This is a genomic window from Tistlia sp. (assembly GCF_040905785.1).
Classification (GTDB): domain Bacteria; phylum Pseudomonadota; class Alphaproteobacteria; order Kiloniellales; family DSM-21159; genus Tistlia.
This window is the reverse complement of record NZ_JBBDQW010000019.1, coordinates 35,151-49,807: the sequence shown is the minus strand read 5'-3', so window position 1 is coordinate 49,807 and position 14,657 is coordinate 35,151. Positions and strand designations below refer to the sequence as shown.

Annotated in this window: 14 protein-coding genes; 1 reads left to right on the top strand and 13 read right to left on the bottom strand. The window is 71.0% G+C overall.

Going from position 1 to position 14,657, the window contains the following annotated elements; genetic code table 11:
* Nucleotides 1-70 precede the first annotated feature (70 nt).
* The 9 genes from WD341_RS05460 to WD341_RS05420 form a co-directional block, all read right to left on the bottom strand.
* Nucleotides 71-841 carry an SDR family NAD(P)-dependent oxidoreductase gene (locus tag WD341_RS05460; protein ID WP_368424421.1) on the bottom strand — a complete coding sequence of 257 codons (771 nt, stop codon included), beginning with the start codon at nt 839-841 and terminating at the stop codon, nt 71-73.
* Complete coding sequence (locus tag WD341_RS05455; RefSeq protein ID WP_368424420.1) at nt 831-1,385, bottom strand: DUF2937 family protein; 555 nt, start codon at nt 1,383-1,385, stop codon at nt 831-833. Before WD341_RS05455 ends, WD341_RS05460 begins: the two co-directional genes overlap by 11 nt.
* A gap of 60 nt (nt 1,386-1,445) precedes the next feature.
* Nucleotides 1,446-2,894, bottom strand: coding sequence for an amidophosphoribosyltransferase (gene purF / locus WD341_RS05450; protein WP_368424419.1), 1,449 nt, complete (start codon nt 2,892-2,894; stop codon nt 1,446-1,448).
* Entirely contained in the window at nt 2,891-3,577 is a 687-nt protein-coding gene (locus WD341_RS05445) for a CvpA family protein (RefSeq protein WP_368424418.1), read from the bottom strand. The genes purF and WD341_RS05445 overlap by 4 nt, the downstream gene beginning before the upstream one ends.
* 18 nt (nt 3,578-3,595) lie before the next feature.
* Nucleotides 3,596-5,029, bottom strand: a complete 1,434-nt coding sequence (gene radA, locus WD341_RS05440) for a DNA repair protein RadA (protein ID WP_368424422.1) — start codon at nt 5,027-5,029, stop codon at nt 3,596-3,598.
* Nucleotides 5,030-5,101: 72 nt separating this feature from the next.
* Nucleotides 5,102-5,902 (bottom strand): ABC transporter ATP-binding protein, encoded by an 801-nt coding sequence (locus WD341_RS05435; protein ID WP_368424417.1) that lies wholly within the window; start codon nt 5,900-5,902, stop codon nt 5,102-5,104.
* A 2-nt stretch (nt 5,903-5,904) separates the two neighbouring features.
* Nucleotides 5,905-6,693, bottom strand: coding sequence for an MlaE family ABC transporter permease (locus tag WD341_RS05430; RefSeq protein ID WP_368424416.1), 789 nt, complete (start codon nt 6,691-6,693; stop codon nt 5,905-5,907).
* The gene (gene alr, locus WD341_RS05425) at nt 6,686-7,846 is read right to left on the bottom strand and encodes an alanine racemase (RefSeq protein ID WP_368424415.1); all 1,161 of its coding nucleotides are present in this window, start codon (nt 7,844-7,846) and stop codon (nt 6,686-6,688) included. Before alr ends, WD341_RS05430 begins: the two co-directional genes overlap by 8 nt.
* A gap of 40 nt (nt 7,847-7,886) precedes the next feature.
* Nucleotides 7,887-9,401, bottom strand: coding sequence for a replicative DNA helicase (locus WD341_RS05420; RefSeq protein ID WP_368424414.1), 1,515 nt, complete (start codon nt 9,399-9,401; stop codon nt 7,887-7,889).
* A 375-nt stretch (nt 9,402-9,776) separates the two neighbouring features.
* Between WD341_RS05420 and WD341_RS05415 the strand changes: the two genes are divergently transcribed.
* Nucleotides 9,777-10,934, top strand: coding sequence for an HWE histidine kinase domain-containing protein (locus WD341_RS05415; RefSeq protein ID WP_368424413.1), 1,158 nt, complete (start codon nt 9,777-9,779; stop codon nt 10,932-10,934).
* A 9-nt stretch (nt 10,935-10,943) separates the two neighbouring features.
* Here the strand turns inward: WD341_RS05415 and WD341_RS05410 are convergent, their stop codons facing one another.
* The 4 genes from WD341_RS05410 to WD341_RS05395 form a co-directional block, all read right to left on the bottom strand.
* A complete protein-coding gene (locus tag WD341_RS05410; RefSeq protein WP_368424412.1) occupies nt 10,944-11,201 on the bottom strand; it encodes a hypothetical protein in 258 nt (85 codons plus the stop codon).
* On the bottom strand, nt 11,201-12,766 hold the full coding sequence (locus WD341_RS05405) for a TRAP transporter large permease subunit (protein WP_368424411.1): 1,566 nt from the start codon (nt 12,764-12,766) through the stop codon (nt 11,201-11,203). Before WD341_RS05405 ends, WD341_RS05410 begins: the two co-directional genes overlap by 1 nt.
* A gap of 10 nt (nt 12,767-12,776) precedes the next feature.
* The gene (locus WD341_RS05400; RefSeq protein ID WP_368424410.1) at nt 12,777-13,313 is read right to left on the bottom strand and encodes a TRAP transporter small permease subunit; all 537 of its coding nucleotides are present in this window, start codon (nt 13,311-13,313) and stop codon (nt 12,777-12,779) included.
* 76 nt (nt 13,314-13,389) lie between these two features.
* Nucleotides 13,390-14,499, bottom strand: a complete 1,110-nt coding sequence (locus WD341_RS05395; RefSeq protein WP_368424409.1) for a TRAP transporter substrate-binding protein — start codon at nt 14,497-14,499, stop codon at nt 13,390-13,392.
* Nucleotides 14,500-14,657: the final 158 nt, after the last annotated feature.

Below are 14,657 nucleotides of genomic sequence, written 5' to 3'. Positions count from 1 at the left end.
CCCCAAGGATGCTTTCTTGCTTGCACCCGATTACAGAAGCTTGTCGAGGGGCGTGGAAACGCAACCACCGTCAGACCGCCAGCTCCACGACCTCGCCGCTGCGCTGGCAGTCGGCCGACAGCAGCGGCAGCAGCTTGGCCGCGACTGCTTCGGGATTGGCCAGCTTCGCCGCTTCCTCGCCCGGGAAGGCCTGGCGGCGCAGGGCCGTGGCCATCGGCGGCGGGCAGGCGAGGTTGGCCTTGACGCCGAAGCGGCGGACCTCCTCGGCATAGGCGCGCACCAGCACCTCCAGAGCCGCCTTGCTGCCGGCGTAGAGCGACCAGTAGGCAGTGGTCTGCTGCGCGCGCACGTCGGTGATGAAGAGCGCGCGGCCCGCCGGCGAGAGGCGCAGCAGTGGGTCGAGGCTGCGCAGCAGGCGATAGTTCGCCGTGGTGTTGACCGCGAAGACCTCGTCCCAGACCTTCGGCGGCAGGTGGCCGACGGGCGAGAGGCGGCCGATGACGCCGGCGCAGGCGGCCAGGCCGTCGAGCCGTCCAAAGCGCTGGTGCAGCGCCGCGCCGAGCTGGTCGATCCGCTCGCCGTCGCGCAGGTCGAGCGGCACCAGCGTCGGCTTGCTGCCGCCGGCCGCGACGATCTCGTCGTCGAGCTCCTCCAGGGCGCCCACCGTGCGCGCGGTCAGGACGCAGTGCGCGCCCTCCGCGGCGAGCGCGCGGGCCAGGGCTCGGCCGAGGCCGCGCGAGGCGCCCGTCACGAGGACCACGCGCCGCTCCTCGGCGGTCGGTCCGTTAACGGCGGCGCCGCTCGGCGCCGGGCCGCCGATCTCAGGGTTGTCAACGGGCACCGAGTCCTCCGTTCGTCTTGGATCTGGTCGTCTTGGGTCTGGGGCGCCGCAGCCCGGTCGCGCGCAGCGACAGCAGGCCGAGCCGTTCCAGCAGGGCGAGCAGGGCGACGCCGGCCAGCAGGCCGGTGCCGGCGTAGACCAGGCCCTCGGGCGTCAGCGGCACGGCCGGCTGGAAGTGGGCGGCGGTCGAATCGAGGATCTCCTGGTCGACGTGACGGGCGAAGACGACCGGCCGGCCGAGCGGCGTCGCGGTCGCGAAGGCCTGGTAGGCCGCCTGCAGGCGCTCCAGCGCCTCGAGGGTCTGGCGCGCGCCCTCGACCAGCACCCGCGTGAACTGGCCGCCCTCGGCCTCGGCGCGGTCCAGGTACTGCTCGGGCGACAACCCGAGCGCGGCGGCCTCCTCGGTGACCCGGGAGAGGTCGGCGCGCGCCTGCGCCAGCCGGCCGGCGAGCTGCTGGCGGTACTGGGCGAAGAAGGCCGGGAACTGGCTGAGCAGGGCGCCGCCGCCCGCTCCGAAGACGCCGTTCACGATGCGTCCGATCATGTCGCGCGGCCTCCCCCCGTTGGCCTCGACGCCGGGCGCCTGCCTCGGGCTAACCCCAGGCTAGACTTCCGCGAGCAGCGACAGCTGCTTGGTGACCTTGCCCTCGCGGTCGGTCAGGCGGGTCGGGTAGTCGCCGGTGAAGCAGGCGTCGCAGAACCGCGGGTGCGTCGGGTCGCGGCCCGGCTCGCCCATCGCCCGGTAGAGGCCGTCGAGCGAGACGAAGGCGAGGCTATCGACGCCGATGTAGCGGGCCATCTCCTCGACGGTCAGCTTGGAGGCGAGCAGCTCCTCGCGCTCCGGGGTGTCGACGCCGTAGAAGCAGGAGTGGGTGGTCGGCGGTGCCGCGATGCGCATGTGCACCTCGGTCGCGCCGGCCGAGCGGACCATCTCGACGATCTTGCGCGAGGTCGTGCCGCGCACGATCGAATCGTCGACCAGGACGACCCGCTTGCCGGCCAGCTTGGGGCGGTTGGCGTTGTGCTTGCGGCGCACGCCCAGGTCGCGGATCTGCTGGGTCGGCTGGATGAAGGTGCGGCCGACGTAGTGGTTGCGAATGATGCCGAACTCGAAGGGAATGCCGGCGGCCGCGGCATAGCCGAGCGCGGCCGGCACGCCGGAATCGGGCACCGGCACGACGACGTCGACGGGCACGCCGCTCTCGCGCGCCAGCTCCGCGCCGATCATCTGGCGCGCCGAATAGACCGAGCGACCCTCGATCACCGAGTCCGGGCGGGCGAAGTAGATGTACTCGAAGATGCAGTGCCGCTGCGGCACCGCCGGGGCGATGCGCCGCGAGGTCACGCCGGCTTCAGAGAGGATGACCATCTCGCCGGGGTCGACGTCGCGCAGGAACTCGGCGCCGATGATGTCCAGCGCGCAGCTCTCCGAGGTCAGGATGTAGCCCTCGCCGAGGCGGCCGAGGATCAGCGGCCGCACGCCCAGGGGGTCGCGCACGCCGATCACCCCCTCGTGGGTCAGCGCGACCAGGGAGTAGGCGCCCTCGACCTGGCGCAGGCTCTCGACCAGCCGGTCGGCGACGCTGGCCGAGCGGGAGGTCGCGACCAAGTGGATGATCACCTCGGTGTCCATGGTCGACTGGAACAGCGAGCCGCGGCGCACGAGGTCGCGGCGCAGCGCGTGGGCGTTGGTCAGGTTGCCGTTGTGGGCCAGGGCGAAGCCGCCGAACTCGAGCTCGGCGAACAGCGGCTGGACGTTGCGCAGGACGGTGCCGCCGGTCGTGGCGTAGCGGTTGTGGCCGATCGCGCTGTAGCCCTTGAGGCGCGCCGTCTCGCGCTCGTCGGCGAAGACCTCGCTGACCAGGCCGAGCGCGCGGTGCGCGTGGAACTGCTGGCCGTCGAAGCAGACCAGGCCGGCCGCCTCCTGACCCCGGTGCTGGAGGGCGTGTAGGCCCAGCGCAGTCAGGGTCGCGGCGTCGGGGACGCCGTAGATGCCGAAGACGCCGCACTCCTCGTGCAGCTTGTCGTCGTCGAGGGGATTGGTGGTGATCATTGCCTGCTTCCGGTGGCTTCGTCTCGGCCGACCGAGTCGAATAGCTGCTGCATCTGCCGCCGCGGGCCATCCTTATAGCCGGTTGGCGGATCCATTGCAGCCTCGTTGCCCTGGGTTCGGGGCTGCGCCGGAACGTCGCTGGGGCCCTCGGCCGGCCTCGCCGCGTCGGGCACGGTCGCCGGCGGTATGTTCCATCCCAGGGAATCGGGGGCCAGGGCGCGCAGCGCCTCCGCGCCGGACTCGACGAGAGGCCGCGAACGCGCTTCGCGAATCCAGTCGGGGTGCTCGGCGGGCGGCAACAGCCAGTTCAGCACCAGCCAGGCGATGCAGACGACCAGGGCCCCGCGCAACAGTCCGAAGACGAAGCCCAGCGAGCGGTCGAGCGCACCCAGGCTGGAGTCCTGGACGCGCTTCGAGATCATCCGCGAGAGCACCGTCAGGACGATCAGGGTGAGCAGGAAGACGATGACGCCGGCGACGATGTCGGCGACCAGCAGGATGGCGATGAGTTGGCGGGAGATCGCCTGGGCGGGCAGGAAGAAATAGAGCGTCGCCAGGGCTGCGCCGAGCCAGGCGGCGATCGCCAGCGCCTCGTGCACCAGCCCGCGGAAGAAGGCGAGCCCGGCGGAGATCAGCAGGATGGCGATGACGATGACGTCGGCGGCGTTGACGGGGAGATCCATCGAGGTGCGGGCCGGGGGTCAGGCTTGGCGCCGCATCGGCGCGTCCGGTGAAACCGTAGATAAGGTCTCGACGAGGTCCTGCAAATGGCCGATCTCGAGGATCTCCAATGCGCCCTCCGCAGGGGCGGCCTTGCCGGCCTTGCCTCGGCGCGGCGGCATGAAGGCGCGCTCGAAGCCCAGCTTGGCGGCCTCCTTGAGGCGCTGGTCGGCCTGGCTGACGGCCCGCACCTCGCCGGCCAGGCCGATCTCGCCGAACACCACGGCCTCGGCCGGCACCGGGCGGTCGACCAGGGCCGACACCAGCGCGGCGGCGACCGCCAGGTCGGCGGCGGGTTCCGAGATGCGCAGGCCGCCGGCGACGTTCAGGTAGACGTCCTGGCCGGCGAAGGTCAGGCCGCAGCGCGCCTCGAGCACGGCCAGCACCATGGCGAGGCGGCCGGAATCCCAGCCGACGACGGCGCGCCGCGGGGTGCCGAGCGAAGAGGGCGCCACCAGCGCCTGGATCTCGACCAGGACCGGCCGCGTCCCCTCCAGCCCGGCGAAGACGCTGGCGCCGGAGACCTCGCCGCGCCGCTCGGCGAGGAACAGGGCCGAGGGATTGGCGACCTCCAGCAGGCCGCGCTCGGTCATCTCGAAGACTCCGATCTCGTCGGTTGGGCCGAAGCGGTTCTTGGTCGTGCGCAGGATCCGGAACTGGTGGCCGCGCTCGCCTTCGAAGGTCAGCACCGCATCGACCATGTGCTCCAGCACCTTCGGTCCGGCGATCATGCCCTCCTTGGTGACGTGGCCGACGAGAAGCAGCACGAAGCCGCGCGCCTTGGCCAGCCGGATCAGCTCCTGGGCACTGGCGCGGACCTGGGCGACGGTGCCGGGCGCGGATTCCAGGGTGTCGACGAACATCGTCTGGATCGAATCGATGACGACGACGCCCGGCCCCTCGCCGTCGGGCCGGTCGAGGGCGTCGAGCAGGTCGCGCACCGAGGTGGCGGAGGCGAGCTCGACCGGCGCGTCGGTGACGCCGAGGCGTTCGGCGCGCAGGCGGACCTGATCGATCGCCTCCTCGCCCGAGACGTAGGCGCAGGGCCGCCCGCTGTTCGAGGCCAGGGCGGCGGCCGCCTGCAGCAGCAGCGTCGACTTGCCGATGCCGGGATCGCCGCCGACGAGCACGGCCGAACCGGGCACCAGGCCGCCGCCCGTCACGCGGTCGAACTCGGCGATGCCGGAAACCCAGCGCGCGACCGTCGCGCCCTCGCCCTTGAGCCCGACGAAGCTGACGCGCCGACCCTTGCCGCGCGCCTTGGGCCGGGCACCGAGGCCGCCGGGCGTGCCGGTGCCGCCGGAGAGCTCCTCGACCAGGGTGTTCCAGGCGCCGCAGGCCTCGCAGCGCCCGGCCCACTTCGGGAACACGGAGCCGCAGCTCTGGCAGACATATTCGGAACGTGGCTTGGCCAGCGTCTCGGCCCTCCCGGCCTACAAGCCCGCCGGACGCCCGGCCGCGGCCGGAGTCCCAGGCGCATGGTCGGGCTAGGCGAAGTGGTCCTGCAAGGGAATGTCGATCGGTCCCTCGGCGGACCCGTGGATGAACTGCTCGACGTAGGGATTGCCCGAGCGGTCGATGTCCGCCGTCGGGCCGGCCCAGACGATCCGTCCCTTGTACAGCATCGCCATCCGAGTCGAGATGCGCCGCGCGCTCGCCATGTCGTGGGTGATCGACAGCCCGGTCGCGCCGAGCCGGCTGGTCAGCTTGGCGATCAGGTTGTCGATGATGTGCCCCATGATCGGGTCCAGGCCGGTCGTCGGCTCGTCGAAGAAGATGATCTCGGGGTCGGTGGCGATCGCCCGGGCCAGGCCGACGCGCTTGCGCATCCCGCCCGACAGCTCCGCCGGGAACAGCAGGCCGATGCCCGGCTCCAGACCGACGTCGGCTAGGCGCTTCTCGGCCAGCTTGCGGGCCTCGTCGCGCTTCATGTCGCGGCCCTGGATCAGCCCGAAGGCGACGTTTTCCCAGACCGGCAGGGAATCGAACAGGGCCGCCGACTGGAACAGCATGCCGAACTTGCGGCGCACCCGGTCCATCTCGCGCTCCGGCAGGCCGACGGTCTCCTCGCCGTCGACCTCAATCGAGCCGGCGTCGGGCGGCAGCAGCCCGAGGATGCACTTCAGCAGCACCGACTTGCCGCTGCCCGAGCCGCCGATCACGACCAGCGACTCGCCGGCGGCGATCTCCAGGTCGACGCCGTTCAGCACCAGGTTGCTGCCGAAGGCCTTCTTCAGGCCGCGCACGCGGATTGTCGGGATGCCGGGGCCGGGGGCTGTCGGATCCACGCTCATCGCGCGAAGAACAGCTCGGTGATGATGTAGTTGAAGGACAGGATCAGGATCGAGGCGGAGACCACCGCGTTCGTCGTCGCCTGGCCGACGCCCTGGGCGCCGCCCTTCGAGTTGTAGCCGTGGTAGCAACCCATCAGCGTGATGATGAAGCCGAAGACGGCGGCCTTGACCAGGCCAGAGAAGACGTCCTCGAAGGTCAGGAAGTCGAGGGTGTTCTTGATATAGGTCGTGGGGTTGAAGCCGAGCTTGTAGATCGAGACCAGGTAGCCGCCGAAGATGCCGATGATGTCGGCGACCAGGACCAGCACCGGCAGGGTCAGGATGCCCGCGATCAGGCGCGGCGCGACCAGGTATTTGAAGGGGTGGGTCGAGAGGGTGACCAGGGCGTCGATCTGCTCTGTAACCCGCATCGTGCCGATCTCGGCGGCCATTGCAGCGCCGATGCGCCCGGCCACCATCAGGCTCGCCAGCACCGGGCCGAGCTCGCGGGTGATCGAGACGACGACGACGTTGGGCACCGCGCTTTCCGCCGAGAAGCGCGCGAAGCCGGTATGGCTCTGGAGCGCCAGCACCATGCCGGTAAAGATCGCGGTGAGCCCGACGACCGGCAGCGAGTAGTAGCCGATTTCCATCACCTGGCGGCCGATCAGACGACCGTAGAAGGGCGGGCGGAAGCAATGGCTCAGGCTCCGGCCGGCGAACAGCGTCAACCGGCCGGTGACCGCGAGAAAGGCCAGGAAGGCTCGGCCGAGCGGCTGGAGGACCGGCACCACGGGCTCAGGCATCCCGGTATAGCCGCCGGTAGCGGGGGCCCAGGGAGGTCAGCACCTCGTAGCCGATCGTGCCCGCGGCCTCGGCCAGCGCGTCGACGTCCTGGTCCGGCCCGAGCAGGTCGACGAAGCCGCCGACCGACGGCGGCTCGGCGAGGTCGGTGAGGTCGAGCGTGATCAGATCCATCGATACCCGGCCCACGAGCGGCACGGCGACGGCCATGCCTTCCTTTCCCCCCGCGGCCCCGGTCTGCACCCAGGCCTTGGCCCGTCCCGACAGCGACCGCAGGTAGCCGTCGGCATAGCCCAGGCCGACGGTTGCGACGATCGTGCGACGCCCGGCGCGGAACGCCGCACCGTATCCGACGCCCATGGGAGGGTCAACAACCCGAACCTGTAGGATTCTTCCTTGCAAACGAACGACTTGCGCCATGGGGTTGGGGCTTCCGGGAGTCGGGTTGACGCCGTAGAGCGCCGCCCCCGGGCGCAGCAGGTCGAAGTGGAAGCCCGCGCCGAGGAAGCTGCCGGGCGAATTGGCGAGCGAGGCCGCCATCGGCGGCAGGCTCGCACGCGCCGCCAGGAAAGCCCGGAGCTGGCCTTGGTTGTTCGCGTCGTCGGGGCGGTCGCCGCAGGCCAGGTGGCTGATCAGGTAGGCGATCCGGACGCCGGACAGGCGCTGCGGCTCGTCGGACAGGACTGCCAGCTCCTCGGGCGGCAGGCCGAGGCGGTTCATGCCGGTATCGACATGCAGGCAGGCCGGCAGGGTGCGGTTCTCCGCTACGGCGAGCCTGCGCCAGCGCCGCAGTTCCTCCAGGGAGTTCAGCACCGGCCGGATGCCGGCGGCGAGATAGTCGCGCTCCGCGCCCGCGCCGAACAGCCCGCCCAGCACGTAGACCTCGGCCGCCTCCGGCAGCACCCGGCGCAGCACCAGTGCCTCCTCGGGCAGCGCGACGAAGAAGATCCTTGCGCCGGCCTCCCACAAGGCGGGGGCCACGCGCGCCGCGCCCAGGCCGTAGGCGTCGGCCTTGACCACGGCGGCCACCGGCGTGCCCGCGCCCTCGGCCAGCAGGCACCGGTAGTTGGCCTTGACCGCCGCCAGGTCGACGGTCAGCAGCCCGCCGGCGAGGCGCTCGGGGGGACCGCTCGCGGTATCGTCGCCAGCGGGCATTCCGTCAGCGGACATCCGGCCGTCAGCGGACATCCGGCCGTCAGCGGATATCCGGAAGATGGTCTTCCGGAATGTAGTCGCCGAAGCGCGTGGTGTTGCCGTCGAAGGTCAGGCGCCGCGTGCCGATCGGTCCGTGGCGCTGCTTCGCGACGATCACCTCGCCCAGCCCATAGACCTCCTCGCAACGCCGCTGCCAGTGGCTGTAGCGCTCCTGGTACTTGTCGTCGCCCTCGTTCTCGCGGCGCTGCGGCTCGGCCCGCTCCAGGTAGTACTGCTCGCGGAACACGAACATGACGACGTCGGAGTCCTGCTCGATCGAGCCGGATTCGCGCAGGTCGGACAGCTGCGGGCGCTTGTCCTCGCGCTGCTCGACGGCGCGGCTCAGCTGCGAGAGTGCCAGTACCGGCACGTTGAGCTCCTTGGCGATCGCCTTGAGGCCGCGGGTGATCTCCGAGACCTCGTTGACGCGGTTCTCCGCGCGGCTGCCGCCCGGCGGCGACATCAGCTGAAGGTAGTCGACGACGATCAGCGACAGGCCCTGCTGCCGCTTCAGGCGGCGCGCCCGGGTGCGCATCGCCGAGATGGAGATCGCCGGCGTGTCGTCGATGTAGAGCCGGATCGAGGCCAGTCGCCGACTGACGTCGACGACCTTCTCGAACTCCTCGCGGGAAATGTCGCCGCGCCTGAGCGCGTCGGAGCGCACTTCGCTCTGCTCCGACAGGATCCGGCTCGCAAGCTGTTCGGCCGACATTTCGAGGGAGAAGAAGGCGACCGTCTCCGCCGTCTCGATCTCGCCGCCGTCGGGGGCCTGCTCCAGGCGCTTGGTGGCCGCGACCTTGAAGGCGATGTTGGTGGCCAGCGAGGTTTTGCCCATGGAGGGGCGCCCGGCGAGGATCAGCAGGTCGGAGCTGTGCAGGCCGCCGAGCAGGGCGTCCAGGTCCTTGAAGCCGGTCGCCACGCCCGCGATCTTGCCGTCGCGCTTGTAGGCGGCCTCGGTCAGCTCGATGGCGTCGCGCAGCGCGACGCGGAACTCCTTGAGGCCGCCTTCGGTCTGGCCGGTCTCGGCGAGGCGGTAGAGCCGCTCTTCGGCCAGCTCGATCTGCTCGCTGGCGCCCAGCTCCAGGTCGTGCCGGTAGGCCTCGTTGACGACGTCCTCGCCGAGGTCGATCAGCTGGCGGCGCAGGTACAGGTCGTAGACGATGCGGCCGTAGTGGCGCACGTCCACGATGTTGACGTAGTTCGCGGCCAGCTCGGCCAGGTACTGCGAGCCGCCGACCTCGGCGAGGTCGCCGTCCTGGTCGAACTTGTTCTTCAGCGTCACGGCGGTCGCCAGCTGGCCGCGCTCGATCAGCGTGCCGCAGGCCTCATAGATGCGGCCGTGGGCGGGATCGACGAAGTGCTCGGCGAGCAGGAAGTCGCTGACTTTCTCATAGGCCAGGTTGTTGGCGAGGACGGCGGCCAGCAGGGCCTGCTCGGCCTCGGCGTTGGCCGGAGGCAGGCGGGAGCCGAACTCGGTTTCGTCGCTGCGGGCGACGGCGGCGAGGGAGGAGCTCATGGCGTTGCGCAGACGTTGGCTTGGGCGTTCATGGCGGCCACCCTAGTCGCCCCGGCGTCCGCTTGCCCGATAAGAATCACGGGGACAAAGGTGGATAACGCGGACAGGGTTCGAAGGACCGCAGGCTAGGCCGATTCTGGCGCAGCGGTCCAGGTTTGTTCCCGGACGCGGTCGCGCGTGTGGCCGTGCTCGCGCCGGCAGAAGCCACCGGTTGCTTCGCCGCCTGCAGTGGCAAGTGCGCCTAGGGCCCGGCGGAACAAATGCCGGAAAGGCGTCGTTCGAAGGGGCAGCGATAGGATGCGCGCGGGCACACCGCAGCGCACCGTGGCGCGGCGGCGGATCAGCCGTGGGCACGCAGCGTCAGGCAGGAATTGGATGGCAGACGAGAGTGCACGTGGCGAGGAGTCGGATGCCGAGAGGCTGCGACGGCAGCTGTCGGCCCTGTCCCGCTTCGGCGGGCACGCCCTGCGCTCTGACGACCTGGACTCCCTGCTCGCGGAGGCGACGGAGCTGGTCTCGGAGGCCCTCGACGTCGAGCTCGTAAAGGTGCTCGAGCTGCTTCCCGACGGCGATACGATGCTGGTGCGCGCCGGCGTGAACTGGCGGCCGGGAGTCGTGGGCCAGGTCACCTTCTCGGCACACGAGCACTCCCCCGGGGGCGCCCTGCTGATGGACGAGCCGGTCATCTCGAACGACGTCGCCAGCGAGACCCGCTTCACGATCCCCCAGGTCCTGCGCGAGCACGGCGTCAAGAGCATGATCAACGTGGTCATCAAGGGGGAGACGCCCTGGGGCGTGCTCGAGGTCGACGCGCCGCGCCGGCGCCGGTTCGACGAAGACGACGTCGCCTTCCTGCAGAACTACGCGAACCTGCTGGCCGCGGCGATCGGGCGACTGCGCACCAGCTGCTCTCTCGGCGAGACGGCGGCGCGCAACGAGATCCTGCTGAGCGAGCTGCGCCACCGCGTGCTGAACATGCTGGCCAACATCCGCGCCGTCGCGGCGCGCACCCGCGCCACCAGCTCGAGCCTCGACCAATTCGCCACGGCCTTCGATGCCAGGCTGGCCGCGCTGACCCGCACCCAGCGTCTGCTGACGGAGGAGACCGAGGAGGGAATCGGCATCCGCCGCCTGCTGAGCCAGGAGCTGGAGGCACTCGGCGCCGGGGAAGGTGGCCGAGTCACCCTCGAGGGACCCTCGACGTCGCTGCCGCCGAGGATCGTCCAGGCGCTGAGCATGGGCTTCCACGAGCTCGCCACGAACGCCGGCAAGCACGGCGCCCTCGGCCGCGACGGCGGCCGGCTCGAGGTCAGCTGGACCAAGGAGCCTTCGGAAGACGGCGCCGTGCTGCTGATCCGTTGGCGCGAAACCGGCGTCCCCCTCGAGGGCCGGCCGGAGCGCCGGGGCCTGGGGTCGGCGATGATCGAGGAAGGCCTGCCCTTCATGATCGGCGGCAGCTGCGAGCTTATCTTCCATCGCGACGGCCTGGAGTGCGCGATCCGCTGCCCGCTGCCTGACGAGGAGGCGAGGTGACGGTCGTCCTCAGCCGCTCGCGCGGCTGCGCAGCCACTTGAGCGAGCCGGCCGCCATGCCCTTGAACTTCGGCTCGCCCGCCAGCGCCGCGACCAGGAGCGGCGTGTCGCGCGGCAGTTCCCGCTTGATCGCGTGGTAGAGGCGCGACTGCGTGCGCGCCGAGTCGATCAGGTAGAGGCGCGGCTCCAGGGCGGCGACCGCCTCTCCCGCAGCCAGGGCTGGACGGATTTCGGCCTCGGCGCCGAGCCAGGCGAGGTAGAGCGGCATCAGTAGAGCCAGCGCGGCAGGGCCGTCGCGATCCCCGGCAGGAACCAGATGACCAGCATGGCGATCACCTGCAGCAGGATGAAGGGGATCACGCCCGCATAGATCTGCGCGGTCGAGATCTCCTTGGGCGCGGCGCCGCGCAGGTAGAACAGCGAGAAGCCGAAGGGCGGCGTCAGGAAGCTGGTCTGCAGGTTGACCGCGATCAGCACCGACAGCCAGATCGGATCGTGGCCCATCAGGATCAGCGCCGGCACGACCAGCGGCAGCAGGATCACCGAGATCTCGACGAAATCGAGGAAGAACCCAAGCACGAAGACCAGTGCCATGACGAACAGCAGCGCGCCCTGGGGCCCGCCGGGCATGGCCGCGACAATCTGCTCGACGTGCTGGTCGCCGCCGAGGCCGCGGAACACCAGGGAGAACAGGCTGGCGGTCAGGATCGTCGCGAAGATCATCGAGACCACGACCGTCGTCGACGTCGTGACGGGGCCGAGGATGCCGGCGCGCCGCACCCGCTGCAGCGACTGCGCGATGCCGGCCAGGGCGACCAGGATCAGCCCCAGCGCCGCGGCGGCGGCCAGCCAGTCGAGGAGGTCGGTGTCCTGGCGCTGCAGGCGCAAGGGGTGGACTCCGGCGAGCACCGCGACGGCACCGAGCGCGACGGCGCCAGCCACCACCCAGCGGGCGCTCTCGCCGCGCGCCGGTTCGGCGAGCCGGGCGCCGGCGAGCAGCAGTGCGCCGACGGCGCCGACCGCCGCCGACTCGCTGGGGGTCGCGACGCCGCCGAGGATCGAGCCCAGCACCGCGACGATCAGCAGGCAGGGCGGCAGCACGGTGCGCAGCACCCGCCCCGTCGAGGGCAGCGGCTGCTCGTCGCGGATCGCCGGGGCGGCGCGTGGCACCAGCCAGGCGGTCAGCACCAGGTAGAGCAGGTAGAGCCCGACCAGGGTCAGGCCGGGCAGCAGGGCGGCGGCGAAGGTCTGGCCGACGGAGATCGTCTCGACGGTGAACTTGCCCTGCCTGAACTGCGCCTGCTGGAAGGCGTTGGACATGACGTCCGAGAGGATGATCAGCAGCGTCGAGGGCGGGATGATCTGCCCGAGCGTGCCGGCGGTGCAGACGAGCCCCGAGGCGAGCCTGGGGTCGTAGCCGTGGCGCAGCATGGTCGGCAGGGCGATCAGCCCCATGGCGACCACGGTCGCGCCGACGATGCCCGTCGAGGCGGCGAGCAGCGCGCCGACCAGCACGACCGAGATCGCCAGGCCGCCGCGCCAGGCGCCGAACAGCCGCCCCATGGTCTCGAGCAGATCCTCGGCGATCCGGCTCTTCTCCAGCATCACGCCCATGAACACGAAGAGCGGGATGGCGATCAGCACGTCGTTGGTCAGCACGCCGAAGAAGCGCTGGCCGAGCGCGCCGAGCAGATTGGGGTCGAAGTTGCCGAGCGCCCAGCCGAGGCCGGCGAAGAGCACGGCGACGCCGGCGATCGTGAAGGCCACCGGGTAGCCGAGCAGGATCGCGCCGATCAGCGCCCCGAACATCAGCAGGTCGAGCCACTCGCTCACGGCCGATGGCTCACAGCAGCGGCCCCTCGGGGCGCGGCGTCTCGGGATCCTCGCCGCGTTGAAGGCGCAGCATGTCGCGCAGGGCGCAGGCCAGGCCCTGGACGATCAGCAGGAGGCAGAAGGCGGGAATCAGCGACTTGAGCAGGAAGGCGGCCGGAATGCCGCCGACCGAGATCGCGCCCTCCAGGACGGCCCAGGCGTTGCGCACCGAGGGCCAGGAGAAGACCAGCACGGCGATCATCGAGGGCAGCAGGAAGAACAGGGCGCCGCCGAGGTCGATCAGGCGCCGGCCCCTGGCCGACAGCCGGCCGTAGAAGATGTCGACGCGGACATGGCCGTCGACCAGCAGGGTGTAGCCCGCGCCCAGCATGAACAGGGCGGCGTGCAGGTAGAGTACGCCCTCGCCCAGGAAGATGAAGCTGACGCCGAAGACGTAGCGCAGCAGCACGACGGCGAACTGGAGCAGGACCATCAGCAGGGCGAGCCAGCGCACCGCGCTGCCGACCGCGCGGTTGATGCCGTCCAGTCGCCCGATCCAGACTTCCACCTGCGTCTCGCCCCGGAGCCCCGGGGCCCCCCCCCCCCGGGGGGGGGGGGGGACCGGGCTCCGTCAGGGACCTGCCTCAGCCGGGATAGCTGTAGTCGAGGGCGCGGGCGTTCATCTGGCCGTTGTCGGCGTAGACCATGTAGTCGGCGATCGAGCGGCGGTAGGTCAGGAAGGACTCGACGATGCGCCTGACCAGCTCGTCGTCGTTCTCGCGCAGCTCGCTCATGACCTCTCCGGCGGCGTTGCCCATGGCCACCAGGACCTCGTCGGGCAGGCGCCTCACCTGCACGCCCTGGTCGGCGACGAGCTGCTGCAGGGCCTGGGCGTGCTTGGTCGTGTACTCGGTCCAGACCGGGTTGTAGAGCGACTCGCAGGCGTAGGCGACGGCCTGCTTGAGGTCGTCGGGCAGCTCCTCGTAGGCGGCCTTGTTGACCGCGCACTCTTCCGCCGAGGAGGGCTCGCCGACGCCGGGCCAGTAGTAGTTTTTGGCAACCTGGTAGAAGCCGAGGGCGCTGTCGGTCCAGGGCCCGATGAACTCCCCGGCGTCGAGCGCGCCGGACTGCAGCGCCTGGAACATGTCGCGCCCGCCCATCGCCTGGACCGCCATGCCGAGCCGCGAGCACATCTCCGAGGCGAGGCCGGTGGTGCGGAAGCGCAGGCCCTTGAGGTCGTCGACCGTGCGGATCTCGTTGCGGAACCAGCCGGCCCACTGCGGGCCCGAGTTGCCGCACAGGAAGGGCTTCAGGTTGAAGCGGCCGTACATCTCGTCGTAGAGCGCCTGGCCGCCGCCGTGGGCGAGCCAGCCGACCTGCTCGTCGGCGCGCAGGCCGAAGGGCTGGGAGCCGAACAGCAGGATGCCCTTGGACTTGGAGCCCCAGTAGGCCGGGACCGCGTGATAGAGCTGGGCGGTGCCTTCCGAGACCGCGTCGAAGACGCCGTTGCCCGGCACCAGCTCGCCGGCGGCATGGAGCTGCACCTCGATGCGGCCGCCCGAAAGCGCGGTGATGCGGTCGGCGAGCATCTGCGCGGCGACGCCGGGGCCGGGCAGGTTCTTCGGCCAGGCCGTCACCATCGTCCACCGGCGGCGGTCCTGGGCGATCGCCGGGGCCGCCAGGCCCGCGGCCGCTGCCGCGCCGAGGCCGGTTGCGGCCGCTCCCAGAAAGGCGCGTCGCTTGATGCTGGTCATCTCTCGTTCCCCTGCTGTCGTTTCGCGGCGCTCTCGCCGGGGCTGCCGGCGCGCCGGCAGCCCCGGCGCGGGGCGGTTACCGACGCAGGCTAGGGCCAGCCCGGCGACCCGGCAAGTGCCTCCCGGGCTCAGCTGGGTCGGCGCCCTTGGTGGCCAGC